Here is a 16729-nt window from a genome sequence, read left to right as displayed (position 1 = left end):
CGGAGTATCACGTTGGGCTTTCGTTGCGGTATCGTCGGCTTGCCGAATGTCGGCAAGTCCACTCTTTTCAATGCGCTGACCGAGACGGCGGCGGCGCAGGCGGCTAATTATCCGTTCTGCACGATCGAGCCGAATGTCGGCCAGGTCGCCGTCCCCGATCCGCGGCTCGACAAGCTGCAGCAGGTCGCCGGCTCCGCGAAGAAGATCGAGACGCAGCTGGCGTTCGTCGACATCGCCGGGCTGGTGCGCGGCGCGTCGAAGGGCGAGGGCCTCGGCAACCAGTTCCTCGCCAACATCCGCGAGGTGGACGCGATCGTGCACGTGCTGCGCTGCTTCGAAGGCGGCGACGTGACCCATGTCGAGGGCAAGGTCGATCCGATCGCGGATGCCGAAACAGTCGAGACCGAGTTGATGCTCGCCGACCTGGAGAGCCTTGAGAAGCGCGTCCCGAACCTCGTCAAGCGCGGTCAGACCGGCGACAAGGAATCGAAGATCGCCGCTTCCGTGCTCGGCCAGGCACTGGAGCTGCTGCGGGAAGGCAAGCCCGCCCGCCTCACCCAGCCCAAGGATGACGAGGAACGCCGCCATTTCGAGCAGGCGCAATTGCTGACCTCGAAGCCCGTTCTGTATGTCTGCAACGTCGACGAAGGCGACGCAGCCGAGGGCAACGCATTGTCCGCCCGCGTGTTCGAGAAGGCCAAGGCCGAAGGGGCGGAGGCGGTCGTCGTCTCCGCCGCGATCGAGGCGGAGATCGCGACGCTCGATCCCGAGGAGCGGCAGGCGTTCCTTGCCGATCTGGGCCTTGCCGAAACCGGCCTCGCCCGCGTGATCCGCGCCGGCTACGCGCTGCTGCACCTGATCACTTTCTTCACCGCCGGCCCCAAGGAAGCGCGCGCCTGGACCGTGCACAAGGGCGCCAAGGCGCCGCAGGCCGCCGGAGAGATCCACACCGATTTCGAACGCGGCTTCATCCGCGCCGAGACCATCGCGTTCGATGATTATGTGAAGTACGGCGGCGAGGCGGGCGCCCGCGAGGCCGGCAAACTCCGTCAGGAAGGCAAGGACTATGTGGTTCAGGACGGCGACGTCATGCTGTTCCGGTTCAATGTGTAGCGGCCGCATGCAAAGCGATCGTCATCCCGGACTTGATCCGGGACCCACCTTCTCCCTTCCACGCAACCGACAAGAAGGCAGGCCCCGGCTCAAGGCCGGGGTGACGATATTGGTCGCGGCCCTCCTCGCCTTGCTCCTCCCGTCCGCCGCGCCGGCGAAGGCGAAGCGCGCGCCGGTGCGGCCGCCCGTCACGATCCTGATCTCGATCGACGGGTTCCGCGCCGATTATCTGGATCGCGGCGCCAGCCCCACGCTGTCGGCGCTGGCGAAGGCCGGCGTCACCGGGCCGATGCGGCCGTCCTACCCTTCGCTGACCTTTCCGAACCACTGGACGCTCGTCACCGGCAGGCGCCCCGACCGCAACGGCATCGTCGGCAACATGATGGAAGACCCGCGCCGGCCCGGCGAGATCTTCACCATGGCGAGCGAGGACCCGTTCTGGTGGAACGAGGCGGAGCCGATCTGGGTGAGCGCCGAGAAGCAGGGCATCCGCACCGCCACGATGTTCTGGCCCGGCTCCAACGTCACCTGGGGCGGGCACAAGGCCAATCGCTTTCATACGCCGTTCGAAGGCGGCGTGCGCCCCGCCGACTGGCAGCAGTTCAGCGGCTATGTGACCGACGAGCAGCGGGTGAACGCGGTGCTCGACTGGCTGCGCCGCCCGGCCGCGATCCGGCCGAAGCTGGTCACGCTGTATTTCGACGAGGTCGACGCCGCCGGCCATGAATATGGCCCGGACGATCCGCGCACGACCGAGGCGGTGCGCGACGTCGATGCGGCGATCGGCAGGCTGCGCGCCGGGCTCGCCGCGCTCGGCCAGCCCGCGAATCTGGTGATCGTCGCCGACCACGGCATGGCGCCGATCAGCGCCGACCGCTCGATCCCGATGGACCAGCTCGCGAATCCGGCCGACTACCGGGTGCTGGAGACCGGCCCCTACGCATCGCTGTTCGCGGTGCCGGGGCGCGAGGCCGCGCTCGAGGCCGCCCTTTTCAAGCCGCACGATCATGTCCGCTGCATGAAGAAGGCGGACCTCCCGGCGGCGCTGCATTACGGCGCCAATCCGCGCGTCCCGCCCTACCAGTGCCTGGCCGATAGCGGCTGGACGATCCGCAAGACGACCGCCGAGCGCCCGCGCACCGGCGGCGCCCATGGCTATGATCCGCGCGCGCGCGAAATGGCCGCGCTGTTCATCGCCAGCGGCCCGGCCTTCCGCGCCGGCCAGCGCGTGGCGGCCTTCGACAATGTCGACGTCTATCCGCTGATCGCGCGGATCGCCGGCGTGAAGGCCAATCCCGGCGACGGGACGATCGCCACCTTCTCGCGGACGCTGAAACGCCCCTGATCGTCATCCGGGCTTGACCCGGGACCGGCCTTCTTCCCACACCGCGCGGGGTGACGATAAGGGGTCGCTGATGCGTTACTGGGAAGACATCGAGGTCGGCGCGCGGTCCAGCTTCGGCCGCTACGAGGTCACGCGCGAGGAAGTGATCGAGTTCGCCTCGAAATACGACCCGCAGCCGTTCCACCTCTCCGACGAGGCGGCGGCCCAGACTTATTTCGGCCGCCTCTCCGCCTCCGGCTGGCACACCTGCGCGATGCTGATGCGGATGCTGGTCGAGCATATGCGGACCGAGCAGCAGGCGGGGCTCGGCTCGCCCGGCATCGACGAGCTGCGCTGGCTGAGGCCCGTCTATCCGGGCGACACGCTGCGCGCCGAAAGCGAGGTCCTGGACAAGACGCCGTCGAAAAGCCGGCCCGACATGGGATCGTACCGGGGCCGCACCACTGTCTTCAACCAGCATGACGAGCCGGTGATGACGCTGACCTCGATCGGGCTGATCCGCCGCCGGCCGGGCTGAACGTCAGCAGGGATCGACGAATGTCAGCCGGTGATACCCACCGGTATCGACTTATCGCGCGGATTCGTTAACCGGGTCGCCCGTGTCGACTCGTTGCGGACTGCAGAACAAATGAACAAAGGCGCAGCGCCGCTCTCCCTTCTCATCGCCGTCGCGCTGCTCGCGGGCTGCGGCGGCAATTCCTCGGACACGAAGGGAGGCCGCGGCGGTCGCGGCGAAGGCGGAACGCCCGAAGTCGGCTATGTCGTCGTGCAGCCGACCCAGGTCGCGCTGACCAGCGAGCTTGCCGGCCGCACCGTGCCGCACGCGGTTTCCGAAGTGCGGCCGCAGGTCTCCGGCGTGATCCAGAAGCGCCTGTTCACCGAAGGCAGCTACGTCCGCGCCGGGCAGACGCTCTACCAGATCGATCCCAGCCTCTACCGCGCCAGCGCCGCCCAGGCCGAGGCGAACGTCGCCGCCGCCAAAGCCAATGCCGAGGCCGCGCGCACGCTCGCCAACCGCTACAAGCCGCTCGCGCAGATGCAGGCGGTCAGCCAGCAGGAATATACCAACGCCGCCGCCCAGGCCCGGCAGACCGCGGCCGCCGTCGAGCAGCAGCAGGCGGCGCTCCAGACCGCGAAGATCAACCTGAATTTCACCCGCGTGCCGGCGCCGATCAGCGGCCGCATCGGGCGGTCCGCGGTCACGGTCGGCGCGCTGGTGACGGCGAACCAGGCCGATCCGCTGGCGACGATCCAGCAGCTCGACCCGATCTATGTCGACATCCAGCAATCGACGTCGCAGCTGCTCGCGCTGCGCCGCTCGCTGGCCCAGGGCGACGTGCTGCCGGCCAAGGCCGCGGTCCATCTGAAGCTGGAGGACGGCAGCGACTATGAGCTGGCCGGCACGATCGAGTTCGCCGAAGTCGTCGTCGATCCGAACACCGGCACGGTGACGCTGCGCGCAAGCTTCCCCAATCCAAAGGGTGTGCTGCTGCCCGGCATGTTCGTGCGCGCGGTGTTCGCCCAGGCGATCCAGACCGGAGCTTTCCTGGTGCCGCAGCAGGCGGTCAGCCGCGATCCTCAGGGCAATGCGACGGTGATGGTGGTGGGCCCGAACAGCCACGCCGTCGCGAAGACGGTCAAGGCCGATCGGACTCAAGGCCCCTACTGGGTCGTGACCGAAGGGCTGCGGCCGGGCGACAAGATCATCACCCAGGGCTTGAACAAGGTGCGCGCGAACCAGCCCGTCCGCGCCGTCCCGGCAACCACGCCGCAGAAGATCGACCCAAACCGGCCGATGCAGGGCGGCGGCCGCGGACGGCGGGGCTGAGCCTTGCCCGCCGCTCCCCTTCGTCATCCCGGCCTTGAGCCGGGACCCACCTTCTTCCTTCGGTTTTCGAAGGCAGGCAGGCCCCGGATCAAGTCCGGGGTGACGGCGCGCGTGCGCGAGCCCCGCGCATGATCTCCCGCATCTTCATCGACCGCCCGATCTTCGCCTGGGTGATCGCCATCCTGATCATGCTGGTCGGGCTGGGCAGCCTGTTCTCGCTGCCGATCGAGCAATATCCGGACATCGCCCCGCCGCAGGTGAACATCCGCGCGAATTATCCCGGCGCCAACGCCCAGACGGTCGAGAACAGCGTCACCCAGATCATCGAGCAGCAGCTCTCCGGCATCGACGGCCTGCTCTATTTCACCTCGACCTCGTCGTCGCGTGGCTCGGTCGGCATCAGCCTGACCTTCGAGAAGGGGACCGATCCCGACACCGCGCAGGTCCAGGTCCAGAACCGGGTGCAGGAAGCGCTGCCACGCCTGCCGCAGCAGGTGCAGCAGCAGGGGTTGCGGGTCAGCAAGTCGAACCCCGATTTCCTGATGATCGTGGCGGTGTACGACACCACCGACCGCCAGACCAACCGCGACGTGTCGGACTGGCTGTCGTCCAACCTGCAGGACCCGGTCAGCCGGCTGCCGGGCGTCGGCGACACCAACGTGTTCGGGTCGCAATATGCGATGCGCATCTGGCTAAACCCGGCCAAGCTCGCCGCCTTCCAGCTGATGCCCAGCGACGTGGTCGCCGCCGTCCAGGCGCAGAACACCGAGATCACGGCCGGCGAGATCGGCGGCCAGCCGATGCCGCCCACGCAGATGCTGAACGCGACCGTGACGTCGCAGTCGCGCCTCCAGACGCCGGAGCAGTTCCGCAACATCATCCTGAAGACGCAGCCCGACGGCGCCACCGTCCACCTGGGCGACGTCGCCCGGGTCGAGCTCGGCTCCGAAAACTACAACGCGATCATCCGCGTCAACGGGCACCCCGGCGCCGGTTTCGCGGTGTCGCTCGCGCCCGGCGCCGACGCGCTGACCACTGCGGAGCTGGTGAAGGCAGAAGTCGCGAAGCAGTCGAAGAATTTCCCGCCCGGCTTCGCCTATGCCTATCCGAACGATTCGACCGCCTTCATCAAGCTGTCGATCGACGAGGTCGTGAAGACGCTGTTCGAGGCGATCCTGCTGGTCGTCATCGTCATGTTCGTGTTCCTGCAGAGCTGGCGGGCGACGCTGATCCCGGCGATCGCGGTGCCGGTGGTGCTGCTCGGCACGTTCGGCGTGTTCGCGATCGCGGGCTTTTCGATCAACACGCTGACGCTGTTCGGCCTGGTGCTCTCGATCGGCCTGCTGGTCGACGACGCGATCGTCGTGGTCGAGAATGTCGAACGCCTGCTCGACGAGAATCCCGAGATGACGCCGCGCGAAGCGACCATCCAGTCGATGAGCGAGATTTCGACGGCGCTGGTCGCGATCGCGATGGTGCTGTCCGCCGTGTTCCTGCCGATGGCGTTCTTCGGCGGCTCGACCGGCGTCATCTACCGGCAATTCTCTCTGACGATTGTCTCGGCGATGGTGCTGTCGGTGGTCGTCGCTCTGGTGCTGAGCCCGGCGCTGACCGCGACGCTGCTGAAGCGCCGCAAGCATGACGGCGAGGTCCGCTCGACCCGCTTCCCACGCCTGGCGGCGGCTACCGAGCGTGCGCGCGAACGCTTCAACACCGGCTTTGCCCGCACCGTCGATCGCTACACCATCGCCGTCCAGCACGTGATCGACCGCAAGCTGATCTTCCTCGCCATCTACGCGGTCACGGTCGCGCTGCTCGTCCTGCTGTTCTTCCGGCTGCCGACCAGCTTCCTGCCGACCGAGGACCAGGGCTTCGCCAGCGCCCAGATCCGCCTGCCGCCGGGCGCGACGCTGTCGCGCACCCAGGAAGTGCAGAAGCGGGTCGAGGATTATCTGCTGCGCGGGCCGGAATCGAGGAATATCAACGTGTTGTTCACGGTCGCGGGCGGCGGTGGCGGCGGCCCGTCGGGTCAGAATGCGGGCAACGCTTTCCTGAACCTGAAAGACTGGGACCAGCGGCCCGGCAGGGAAAACAGCGCCGACGCGATCACCGAGCGGATGAGCCGGGCGTTCGGCGGCCTGCGCGACGCGCAGGTGTTCGCGCTGGTGCCCGGCGCGATCCGCGGTCTCGGCCAGTCGAACGGCTTCACGCTGCAGTTGCAGAACACCGGCGGCCTCAGCCGCGAGGAGTTCCAGGCGACACGCGACCGCCTGCTGCAGATGGCTGAGAACGATCCCAGGCTGATCGGGGTCCGCCCCAGCGAGCTTCCCGACACGCCCAACCTGCATGTCGATATCGACCAGCAGAAGCTTGCCGTGCTGGGCCTCAGCCAGACCGACGTGAACTCCACGCTGTCGACCGCCTGGGGCGGCCGCTACGTCAACGATTTCGTCGATCGCGGCCGCGTCAAGCGCGTCTATGTGCAGGGCGACGCGCCGTTCCGCTCGGCGCCGGACGACCTCAACCAATGGTTCGTGCGCGGCAAGACGGGCGAGATGGCGCCTTTCTCCTCCTTCGCCTCGACCTCGTGGCAGACCGGCCCGGTTTCGCTCGCCCGCTTCGGCGGCGTGCCGGCCTATGAGATCCAGGGCCAGGCGGGCCCGGGCACGAGCTCGGGCGAAGCGATGGATCGGATTGCCGAACTCGCGGCGCAGCTGCCCGGCGTGTCGGTTGCCTGGTCCGGCCTGTCCTACCAGGAGCGGCTGTCGACCGGCCAGGCGCCGCTGCTCTACGGCCTGTCGCTGCTGGTCGTGTTCCTCTGCCTCGCCGCGCTGTACGAAAGCTGGTCGATCCCGATCGCGGTGCTGCTGATCGTGCCGCTGGGCCTGGTCGGTGCCGTGTTCGCGGTCACGCTGCGCGGCCTTGAGAACGACGTCTATCTCCAGATCGGGCTGCTGACTACGATGGGGCTCGCGTCCAAGAACGCGATCCTGATGATCGAGTTCGCAGAGGCCGCCGAAAAGGCCGGCAAGCGCGTCATCGACTCCGCGCTGGAGGCGGCGCGCATCCGGCTTCGCCCGATCCTGATGACCAGCCTCGCCTTCATCTTCGGCGTGCTGCCGCTCGCCATCTCGACCGGCGCCGGCGCCAAGAGCCGGGTCGCGATCGGCACTTCGGTGATCGGGGGCATGCTGACCGCGACGATCCTCGCGCTCTTCTATATCCCGCTGTTCTTCGTGCTGGTCCGCCGCGGCACCCGCGACGCGCTCGGCTGGTGGCGCGAACGCCGGCATCCCGCTCCGGAGGCGGCGGAATGAAGCGCACGCTCACCCTGGCGCTCATGGCGAGCCTGTCGGCCTGCTCGATGGTGCCGCCTTACCAGCGCCCGGCGCCGCCGGTGCCGCAATCCTGGCCGGTCGGCGACGCCTATCTGCGCCAGTCCGAGGCGGGGCTGCCCGCCGTCACCTATCGCGACATTTTCCGCGATGCGCGGCTGCAGCGGATCATCGAAGACGCGCTCGCCAACAACCGCGACCTCCGCCTCGCCGCCGCCAACATCGCCGCCGCGCGTGAGCAATACCGCATCCAGCGCGCGAACATCCTGCCGGAGGTCGGCGCCAACGCCACCTATACCGAGGCCGATCGCGGCAGCGGCGCCGGCAGCGGGATCGGCAACGCCGCCTCCGGCCGCCGCACCACGTTCAGCGTCCAGGGCGGCATCACTGCGTTCGAGCTCGACCTGTTCGGCCGCATCCGCGGGCTCTCCGAAGCCGCGCAGAACCGCTATTTCGCGACCGAGGCGGGCGCACGCGCGACGCGGCTGACGCTGGTCGGCGACATCGCCAATGCCTGGTTCACCTATGCCGCCGACAAGGACCTGCTCGCGATCGGCGAGCGCACCGTCGCCTCGGCGCAGCGCTCGGTCGAACTGACCCGCGCCCGCCTGAACGGCGGCATCGCCCCGCGCACCGACCTGCGCCAGGCCGAGCAGACGCTGGAACAGGCGCGCGCCGATGTCGCGCAGGCGCGCACCGACCTCGCCCAGGACGTGAACCTGCTGCAGCTGCTGGTCGGCGCGCCGGTCGATCCCGCCCTGCTCCCCGCCTCGCTTGCCGAAGTCACCGGCAGCGTCGCCGAGCTTCCCGCCGGCCTAGATTCGACCGTGTTGCTTCGCCGCCCGGACGTGGTGCAGGCCGAATACCAGCTGCGCGCCGCCAATGCCGAGATCGGCGCCGCCCGCGCCGAGCTGTTCCCGCGCATCAGCCTCACCGCCGTGCTCGGCTTCGCCAGCACCGCGCTGTCGAGCCTGTTCTCGGGAGGCAATTTCAACTGGTCGGTCAGCCCGCAGGCGAGCTATTCGATCTTCCAGGGCGGCGCGGCCCGGGCCAATGTGCGCCTGACCCAGGCGCAACGCGACGCCGCGGTCGCGCAATATGAAAGCGCGATCCAGACCGCCTTCCGCGAAGTCGCCGACGCGCTCGCCCGCCGCGGCACGATCGACGAGCAGCTGCGCGCGCAGACCGCCTTCTTCGCCGCCGCAGAGGACAATTACCGCTTGAGCGAAGCCCGCTTCCGCGGCGGCATCGATCCGTTCCTCGACACGCTGATCGCCCAGCGCAGCTATTACAGCGCCGAACGCACCCTCGCCTCGACGCGCCTCGTCAAGCTCCAGAACCTGGTCCAGCTCTACCGCACATTGGGCGGCGACTCCCAGCTGGACGCCACCCCAAACGGCCCGCTGCCGCTTGGCCAGTAGAACGGAATCTTTGCGCGCATCTCACTCGTCATCCCGGGCTTGACCCGGGACCTACCTTTTTTCTGCGCCAGGCGTTCGCAGCAAAGGTTCGAACCCGAAATCTTCCGCCAGGTCGCGCCAACTTGGGTTCTCCGCCTCGATCAGCGCGTACTTCCAATCGCGTAACCACCGCTTGATGCGCTTTTCGCGAACGATGGCTTCTTCCATCGAATGGTGAACCTCGAACCACACGAGGCGCTTGCAGCCATGCTCGGCCGTAAAGCCGCGAAAGCTTCCGTTCCGATGCTGATAGATGCGACCCGGCAAATTTGAGGTGACGCCGGTATACAGCGTCCCGTGCAACGTGTTCGTCACGATGTAGACTGCCGGCGTTCGTTCCACATCCGCAAGGAAGAAGAAGGTAGGTCCCGGGTCAAGCCCGGGATGACGACTTGGGTGTCGCACACCACCGTCACCCGGCCTCGAGCCGGGACCTCCCCTCCTTCTACAGCAACCGCGGCTGCTCCGGCGGATAGGTGATCTCCACCCCCTCGACATGCGCGAACCGCGTCAGGCCGTGCATGCGCCAGCTGGTGGGGGACAGGATCTCGACCACCGGCACGCCGCGCACGTCCAGCGCGTCGGCGACCAGCGAGCGGTGGCAGCGCCACGGCACTGCCTCGGCGCACATGATCGCGGTGCGCTTCTCCCGCCCCATCCGGATCAGCGCGTCGACCGCGTCGCGGAACGCGTCGGTCTGCATGTAATCGGCATAGCCGCGGAAGCTCTTGTTCCGCCAACCCGCGTTGGGCGAATCCCGGTGCGGGTGCCTGAGCCCGCCCAGCGCCGGCATCGCGACATAGACGATGCCTTCCCCGGCAAGGCTGTCCGACAAGGCATCAGCGTTGAACTGCGGGTTGTGGCGCGATCGCGGCACGGTGCGGATGTCGGCCAGCCGCGCGATGCCATAGGTCTTCAGCAGCGCGGCGAAGTCGGCGATCGGCAAGGTCGAGTGGCCGACCGTGAAGATCGCGCCGTCCGGCCACTGCGCCTGTTCGGGAGGAGGATCGCCGCTGCTCACGTCACCCTAATAGCTCCGGCCGACCAGCACCCGCTCGACCGCCGGCCTGCCGATGAAGACGCAGGTGCCGGTCGCCGGCGCCGCATCCTGCGGCACGTTGCGGAGCGTCAGCTTCAGTGCCTTCAGCCGCTGGTCGACCGCTTCCAGCTCAGCGCCGGTCGGCCGCGACCATTCGACCTCGACCCAGCCGGGGAATTGCCCGCCGGTCTCGAAGAAGCGCTCCAGCTCCGCAAACTCGGTGACGCCGCGCCTGATGTTCGCGTCCAGCCGCGCCTTTGCCTCGGTGAACAGGCCGGACTGGATCTCGGCCAGCAGCGTGCCCACGGCTGCAACGAACTCCGCCCGCGGCTGGATCGTGGAGGCGAGCTTGCCATTGTCCTGGTACAGCCGGTCGCGGCGGATCACGCTGACATTGCCCCCGGCCATGTCGCGCGGGCCGACCTCGACGATGATCGGCGCGCCTTTCTTCACCCAGGCCCAGCGCTTGTTCGCCGCCTTGGCCGGCCGCGCGTCGAGCAGCGCCCGCACCGGTTCGCCCAGCGCGCTCTGGCCCTGCAGCTCGGCGGCCAGCGCGCGGCAATAGTCGAGCACCGCGGCGTCCTCGTCGGTGTCGCGCAACATCGGCACGATCACCACCTGCCAGGGCGCGACGCGCGGCGGCACGCGCAGCCCGTCATCGTCGCCGTGCGTCATGATCAGCCCGCCGATCATCCGGGTTGAGACGCCCCAGCTGGTCGTCTGCGCCAGCTCCAGCTCGCCTTCCTTGTTCTGGAAGCGGATATTCTGCGCTTCGGCAAAGGTCGTGCCCAGGAAATGCGAGGTGCCGGCCTGCAAGGCTTTGCCGTCCTGCATCATCGCCTCGATCGAGTAGGTGGCGACGGCGCCCGGGAAGCGTTCATTCTCCGGCTTCTCGCCCGCGATCACCGGCATCGCGACGCAGTCCTCGGCGAAGCGGCGATAGACTTCGAGCATGCGCAGCGTGTGCTCGCGCGCCTCCGCTTCGCTCGCGTGGGCAGTATGGCCTTCCTGCCACAGGAACTCGGCGGTGCGCAGGAACATGCGGGTGCGCATTTCCCAGCGCACCACGTTCGCCCATTGGTTGATCAGCACCGGCAGGTCGCGCCAGCTCTGCACCCAGCGGGAGAAAGCGGCGCCGATCACCGTCTCGGAGGTCGGGCGCACCACCAGCGGCTCTTCCAGCTTCGCCTCCGGGTCGACGACCAGCTTGCCGCCCTCGGACTTCAGCCGGTGATGGGTGACGACCGCCATCTCCTTGGCGAAGCCCTCCACATGCTCGGCTTCCTTCTCGAAGTACGAGAGGGGGATGAACAGCGGGAAATAGCAATTCTCGTGGCCCGTCGCCTTGATCGCGTCATCGAGCAGCCGCTGCATCCGCTCCCAGATGCCGTATCCCCACGGCCGGATCACCATGCACCCGCGCACGCCCGACTCCTCGGCCATGTCGGCTTCGGCGATGACGGCCTGGTACCAGGCGGCGAAGTCCTCGGTGCGCGTGACGGAAAGGGCGTGCTTGTTTGCGGTCATGCCCCCGCCCCTAGCGGCGGTCGAGATAGGCTTGCAACCGGGACTCGTCGACTTTGCCGGTCAGCCCCAGCTTGGTGCGCCGCCAGACTAGGTCCTCCACCGTCCGCGCCCATTCCCGCTCGATCAGCCAATCAACCTCGCAGGCGGACAAGCCGGCGCCGAATTCCTCGCCCAGCTCCGTGCGGTCGCCGATCATCGCTTCCAGCATTGATCCATAGGCGCGGGCCATGCGCAAGCTCCGCGCGTCGCCCAGAAACGGCCAGCGCGCGCGGACTCGGCCCAGGAAATCGTCGAACCGGTCGATCTCGCCGCCGGGAAAGATGCGCGCCGCCGTCACCGGCGTGGCTTCGAACCCCATCGCCCCGGCGAGCTTCCCGACCGCGACCTGCCCCAAGTGCCGCGCGGTCGTGATCTTGCCGCCGAAGACCGACAGCAAGGGCGGTCCCTCCGCGTCCAGTTCCAGCACGTAATCGCGCGTCACCTGCCGCGCCTCGCTGGCGCCGTCGTCGTAGAGCGACCGGATGCCGGCATAAGTGGCGATGATGTCGCCCCGCTCGGTCTGCGTCATGAAATAGCGGTTGACCGCCGCCAGCAGATAATCGGTCTCGGCCTCGCTGATCCGCGCCTCGCCGGGCCCTTCCACCGGCACGTCGGTCGTCCCGACCAAAGTATGCCCATGATAGGGAATCGCGAACACGATCCGCCGGTCCGGTTGCTGCAGGATATAGGCGTGCTCCCCTTCGAACAGTTTCGGCACGATCAGGTGGCTGCCCCGGATCAGCCGCGCGCCGGCCTTGCTGTGAACGCCCAGCCGCGCCGCGACATCGGACACCCATGGTCCGGCCGCGTTGACCAACGCGCGCGCCGTGACCTCTCCGTCGCTCAGCACTGCGCGCCACACATCGCCCTCGCGCCGGGCGGACAACAGCTCCGTCCGCGTCCGGATCGCCGCGCCATTGTCGGCGGCGTCGCGCGCGTTCAGCACCACCAGCCGCGCATCGTCGACCCAGGCGTCCGAATAGACGAAGCCGCTCGTCGCGGTCTTCAGCGGCGCCAGATACGGCCCGCCCTTGATCCCGCGCGACTTCGGCAGCGACATCCGCCCGCCCAGATGGTCGTACAGGAACAGCCCCGCCCAGATCATCCATTTGGGCCGCACCGCATGTTCGTGGGGCAGCACGAACTCCAGCGGATAGATCAGGTGCGGCGCCGCCTTCAGCAGCCGCTCGCGCTCGATCAGCGCCTCGCGAACCAGCTTGAACTCGTTATATTCGAGGTAGCGCAGCCCGCCATGGATCAGCTTGGTGGAAGCCGACGACGTCGCCGAGGCCAGGTCGTCCTTCTCGACCAGCAACACCTTCAGCCCGTTCAGCGCCGCCTCGCGCGCGATCGCCGCCCCGTTGATGCCGCCGCCGATGATCAGGAGGTCGTAGCTGGACACGTTTCGCCCCATAGCCGTTCGTTTCGAGCGAAGTCGAGAAACGCGTGTCTCGACTTCGCTCGACACGAACGGGAGAGAAGGCCAGAGCGCAACCATGCCCAAGCCGAAACGACCCGCAGGCCTTCCCACCCGCGAGCAGATCCTGGACTTCATCACCACGTCCGACACCCCCGCCGGCAAGCGCGAGATCGCGCGTGCCTTCGGCCTGCACGGCGCCGACAAGATCGCGCTGAAGGCGCTGTTGAAGGACATGGCCGACGAAGGGCTGATCGACAGCGCCCCCGGCCGCGCCTTCCACAAGATGGGCGGCATCCCCAAGGTCACCGTGCTGCGCGTCGTCGACGTCGACGAGGACGGCCAGGCCTGGGCCGTGCCGGAGCGCTGGGAAGCTGACACCGCCGCGCCGAAGCTCCGCATTCGCGAGCGCAAGAAACAATCGGCGCTCGGCCCCGGCGACCGCATCCTCGCCCGTACCGAGGAGGCCGGCAAAGGCTGGATCGCCCACCCGATGAAGAAGCTCGCCCGCGGCGAGGAGCTGATGCTGGGCGTGCTCCACCAGGAAGGGGAGCGCTGGTTCCTGCAGGGCGTGGAAAAGCGCGAGCGCCGCGACTTCCCGGTTTCGGACCGCGGCGAGGCCGAGGCCGGCGACCTGGTGCTCGCCGAAAAGACCGGCCGGCCGCCCCGCCTCTCCGCCCGCGTGGTCGAACGGCTCGGCGACCCGTTCGAGCCGCGCAGCTTCTCGCTGATCGCGATCCACCGCCACGGCATCCCGCACGTCTTCAAGGAAGAAGTGCTGGCCGAGGCCGAGCGCGTCGCGAAGCTGGAGCTGGGGCCGATCAATCCTCCCCAAGCTCCGCTTGGGGAGGGGGACCATGCGAAGCATGGTGGAGGGGCCGCAGCGAAGCGAGGACGGCAACCCTCCGCTCCGCTCCAGGCCCCTCCACCGCCTTCGGCGGTCCCCCTCCCCGAGCAAGCTCGGGCAGGAGTGAGGGAAGACCTCCGCCACCTCCCCATCGTCGCGATCGATCCGGTCGACGCGCGCGACCATGACGACGCGGTCTGGGCCGAGGCCACCAACGACGGCTGGAACGCGATCGTCGCGATTGCCGACGTCAGCTATTACGTCCGCCCCGGCTCGCAGCTCGACCGCGAGGCGCGACGCCGCGGCAACAGCGTCTATTTCCCCGACCGCGTCGTGCCGATGCTGCCGGAAACGCTGTCGGCCGACATCTGCTCGCTGAAGGAAGGCGTCGATCGCGCCGCCCTCGCCTGCCACATGCAGGTCGGCAAGGATGGCAAGCTGAAGAGCTGGCGCTTCAGCCGCGCGGTGGTCCGGATCGCGGCAAACATCGCCTATGAGGATGCGCAGGCAGCGATTGATTCCCTGTGCTCCGGCGAAGGCCGGAGCGCTGGTCAAGGCTCCGGCCTGCGCCGGAACACGGTGGACCATGATCTCGCAAAAACCGCCCTCCTTCCCCTCTGGGATTGCTGGCGCGCGCTGTACAAGGCCCGCGAACAGCGCGAGCCGCTGGAGCTCGACCTGCCCGAGCGCCGCGTGGTGCTCGACGAGACCGGCCGCATCCTCTCCGTCGCCCCGCGCGAGCGGCTCGATGCGCACAAGCTGATCGAGGATTACATGATCGCCGCCAACGTCGCCGCGTCCAAGGCGCTGGAGGCGAGGAAGGCTCCGGTCATGTACCGTGATCACGAGCCGCCCAGCCGCGAGAAGCTGGTTGCGCTGAAGGATTATCTGAAGACCTTCGACCTCGAATTCGCGCTCGGCCAGGTGATCAAGCCCGGCACCTTCAACCGGATCATCGAACGGATCGGCGACGCGGACTTCCGCCCGCAGGTAATGGAGCAGATCCTGCGCAGCCAGACCCAGGCCTATTATTCGCCCGACAATAAGGGCCATTTCGGCCTCTCGCTCGGCAGCTACGCGCATTTCACGAGCCCGATCCGCCGCTATGCCGACCTGATCGTTCACCGCTCGCTGGTCGGCGCCTATGGCCTCGGCCCCGATGTCGACAAGACCGCGCTGACCGCGGCCGAAAGCGAGGCGATGGAGCTGATCGGCGAATCGATCAGCCAGCTGGAGCGCCGCGCGATGGAGGCGGAGCGCGAGACGATCGACCGCTACGTCGCCGCCTATCTGTCCGAACGCGTGGGCGAGGTGCTGGAGACGCGGATCACCGGCGTCCAGCCGTTTGGCTTCTTCGCGACCGTCGAAGGGCTGGGCGGCGACGGGCTGGTGCCGGTCTCGACGCTCGGCACTGAATATTTCCGCTACAACGAGGCCAGCCAGACGCTGACCGGCGAGGACAGCGAGACAATGTTCGCGCCGGGCCAGCGGCTGAAGCTGCGCCTTGCCGAAGCCAATCCGGTCACCGGCGCGCTCCGCTTCGAGCTGCCCGAAGGCGGCAGCCCGCGTGCCGCACCCAACCGCCGCGACCGCGAACGCCCGGGCAAGCGTCGCGGGCGGCCGGCCAATATCCGGCACCAGGGCCGGCGGCGTTAGCGACCCCGACCTAGGGTCCGTTCTACCAAGCGCCTGGATGTGTCGACCAATGTGCTTGGCCCCGCCGGTCGAGCGATTAGGCTGAACCCATGCTCGCCCTTGCCCTGCTCCTCGCCGCCGCCGCGCCGGACTGGCAGCTGATCCCCGGCAGCTTCGAACGCGGCCGCGGGCCCGACGGCAACACGGTCCTGCTCGACGCGCCCGACGGGCTGGTCGTCGTCGATACCGGCCGCCACCAGGCGCATCAGGATGCGATCCTCGCCGCCGCCCGCGCGCGCGGCAAGCCGGTCGCGGCGATCGTCAACACCCACTGGCACCTCGATCACACCGGCGGCAATGCCGCGCTGCGCGCCGCCTTTCCCGGTATCCCGATCTACGCCAGCAACGCCGTCGACGGGGCGCTGACGGGCTTCTTCCCGCGCAGCCGGGCGGGCGCCGAGCAATTCATCGCGTCGGGCAAGGCCAAACCCGAGCAGGTCGCCGAGATCCGCCGCGACATGGCGGCGATGGACGATCTCGCCGATCTTCGCCCGAGCCGCGTCGTCGCGCGGACGGGCACGATGACGATCGCCGGCCGCCGGCTGGACGTGCATCTGGAGCGCTATGCCGCGACCGCCGGCGATGTCTGGCTGTACGACCCGCAGGCGCGGCTCGCGATCGCGGGCGATCTGGTCGTCGGCCTCGCCCCGTTCATGGACACGGCCTGCCCCGAAGGCTGGCGCACCGCGCTCGGCCACATCGCCGCCGCGCCGTTCAAGGCGCTGGTCCCCGGTCACGGCGCGGTCATGAGCCGCGCCGACTTCGACAGCTGGCGCAAAGCCTTCGATGCGCTGCTCGACTGCGCCGCGGGCAGCGTCGGGCGCCAGGCCTGCATCGAAGGCTGGATGAAGGATGCCGCCCCATTCATCCCGGCCGCGGACAAAGACCGCGTCCCCGGTATGATCGGCTATTATATCGACACGCGTCTCCGCGCCGCGCCGGACGAGAAAGCGCGCTACTGTCCCGGCGGTCCGGGCTGACGAGAAATTCCTGTCCTACACGCGGCCTGCTGGCCTAGCCTCGCGTCATGCCGAGTCGCTTTGCCCTCGCTGCCCAGCCTTTGATCGACCGGGTCGATCACCGG

The 16729-nt window shown here is 68.4% G+C and carries 12 protein-coding genes; 8 read left to right on the top strand and 4 right to left on the bottom strand.

The features are described from left to right. Nucleotides 1–12 precede the first annotated feature (12 nt). The 6 genes from ychF to GON01_RS07690 all read left to right on the top strand — a co-directional run bounded on the left by ychF (nt 13) and on the right by GON01_RS07690 (nt 9042). Nucleotides 13–1113, top strand: coding sequence for a redox-regulated ATPase YchF (gene ychF, locus GON01_RS07715; protein WP_157026798.1), 1101 nt, complete (start codon nt 13–15; stop codon nt 1111–1113). A 100-nt stretch (nt 1114–1213) separates the two neighbouring features. Then, on the top strand, nt 1214–2458 hold the full coding sequence (locus GON01_RS07710; RefSeq protein WP_408640908.1) for an alkaline phosphatase family protein: 1245 nt from the start codon (nt 1214–1216) through the stop codon (nt 2456–2458). 70 nt (nt 2459–2528) lie between these two features. Beyond that, nucleotides 2529–2975 carry a MaoC family dehydratase gene (locus tag GON01_RS07705; RefSeq protein ID WP_157026796.1) on the top strand — a complete coding sequence of 149 codons (447 nt, stop codon included), beginning with the start codon at nt 2529–2531 and terminating at the stop codon, nt 2973–2975. 111 nt (nt 2976–3086) lie between these two features. After that, nucleotides 3087–4286, top strand: a complete 1200-nt coding sequence (locus GON01_RS07700; protein ID WP_157026795.1) for an efflux RND transporter periplasmic adaptor subunit — start codon at nt 3087–3089, stop codon at nt 4284–4286. Nucleotides 4287–4414: 128 nt separating this feature from the next. Beyond that, nucleotides 4415–7603, top strand: a complete 3189-nt coding sequence (locus tag GON01_RS07695; RefSeq protein WP_157026794.1) for an efflux RND transporter permease subunit — start codon at nt 4415–4417, stop codon at nt 7601–7603. After that, complete coding sequence (locus tag GON01_RS07690) at nt 7600–9042, top strand: efflux transporter outer membrane subunit (protein WP_157026793.1); 1443 nt, start codon at nt 7600–7602, stop codon at nt 9040–9042. Before GON01_RS07695 ends, GON01_RS07690 begins: the two co-directional genes overlap by 4 nt. Nucleotides 9043–9093: 51 nt before the next feature. On the opposite strand, the gene GON01_RS16925 is transcribed toward GON01_RS07690, so the two are convergent. The 4 genes from GON01_RS16925 to glpD all read right to left on the bottom strand — a co-directional run bounded on the left by GON01_RS16925 (nt 9094) and on the right by glpD (nt 13100). Next, nucleotides 9094–9396, bottom strand: a complete 303-nt coding sequence (locus GON01_RS16925) for a GIY-YIG nuclease family protein (RefSeq protein ID WP_309503602.1) — start codon at nt 9394–9396, stop codon at nt 9094–9096. Between the two features lie 130 nt (nt 9397–9526). Further along, nucleotides 9527–10102 carry a DUF488 domain-containing protein gene (locus GON01_RS07680; protein ID WP_181600111.1) on the bottom strand — a complete coding sequence of 192 codons (576 nt, stop codon included), beginning with the start codon at nt 10100–10102 and terminating at the stop codon, nt 9527–9529. A 6-nt stretch (nt 10103–10108) separates the two neighbouring features. Then, a complete protein-coding gene (proS, locus tag GON01_RS07675; RefSeq protein ID WP_157026791.1) occupies nt 10109–11647 on the bottom strand; it encodes a proline--tRNA ligase in 1539 nt (512 codons plus the stop codon). 10 nt (nt 11648–11657) lie between these two features. After that, a complete protein-coding gene (gene glpD, locus GON01_RS07670) occupies nt 11658–13100 on the bottom strand; it encodes a glycerol-3-phosphate dehydrogenase (RefSeq protein WP_157026790.1) in 1443 nt (480 codons plus the stop codon). Between the two features lie 82 nt (nt 13101–13182). Between glpD and GON01_RS07660 the strand changes: the two genes are divergently transcribed. Next, nucleotides 13183–15606 carry a ribonuclease R family protein gene (locus GON01_RS07660; protein WP_232328728.1) on the top strand — a complete coding sequence of 808 codons (2424 nt, stop codon included), beginning with the start codon at nt 13183–13185 and terminating at the stop codon, nt 15604–15606. 89 nt (nt 15607–15695) lie between these two features. Next, entirely contained in the window at nt 15696–16625 is a 930-nt protein-coding gene (locus GON01_RS07655; RefSeq protein ID WP_157026789.1) for an MBL fold metallo-hydrolase, read from the top strand. The last annotated feature ends 104 nt before the right edge of the window (nt 16626–16729 follow it).

It is taken from the genome of Sphingomonas horti, assembly GCF_009753715.1.
Taxonomy (GTDB): Bacteria; Pseudomonadota; Alphaproteobacteria; order Sphingomonadales; family Sphingomonadaceae; genus Sphingomonas_B; species Sphingomonas_B horti.
The sequence above is the reverse complement of the archived record's forward strand: the minus strand, read 5'-3'. Positions and strand labels throughout refer to the sequence as shown.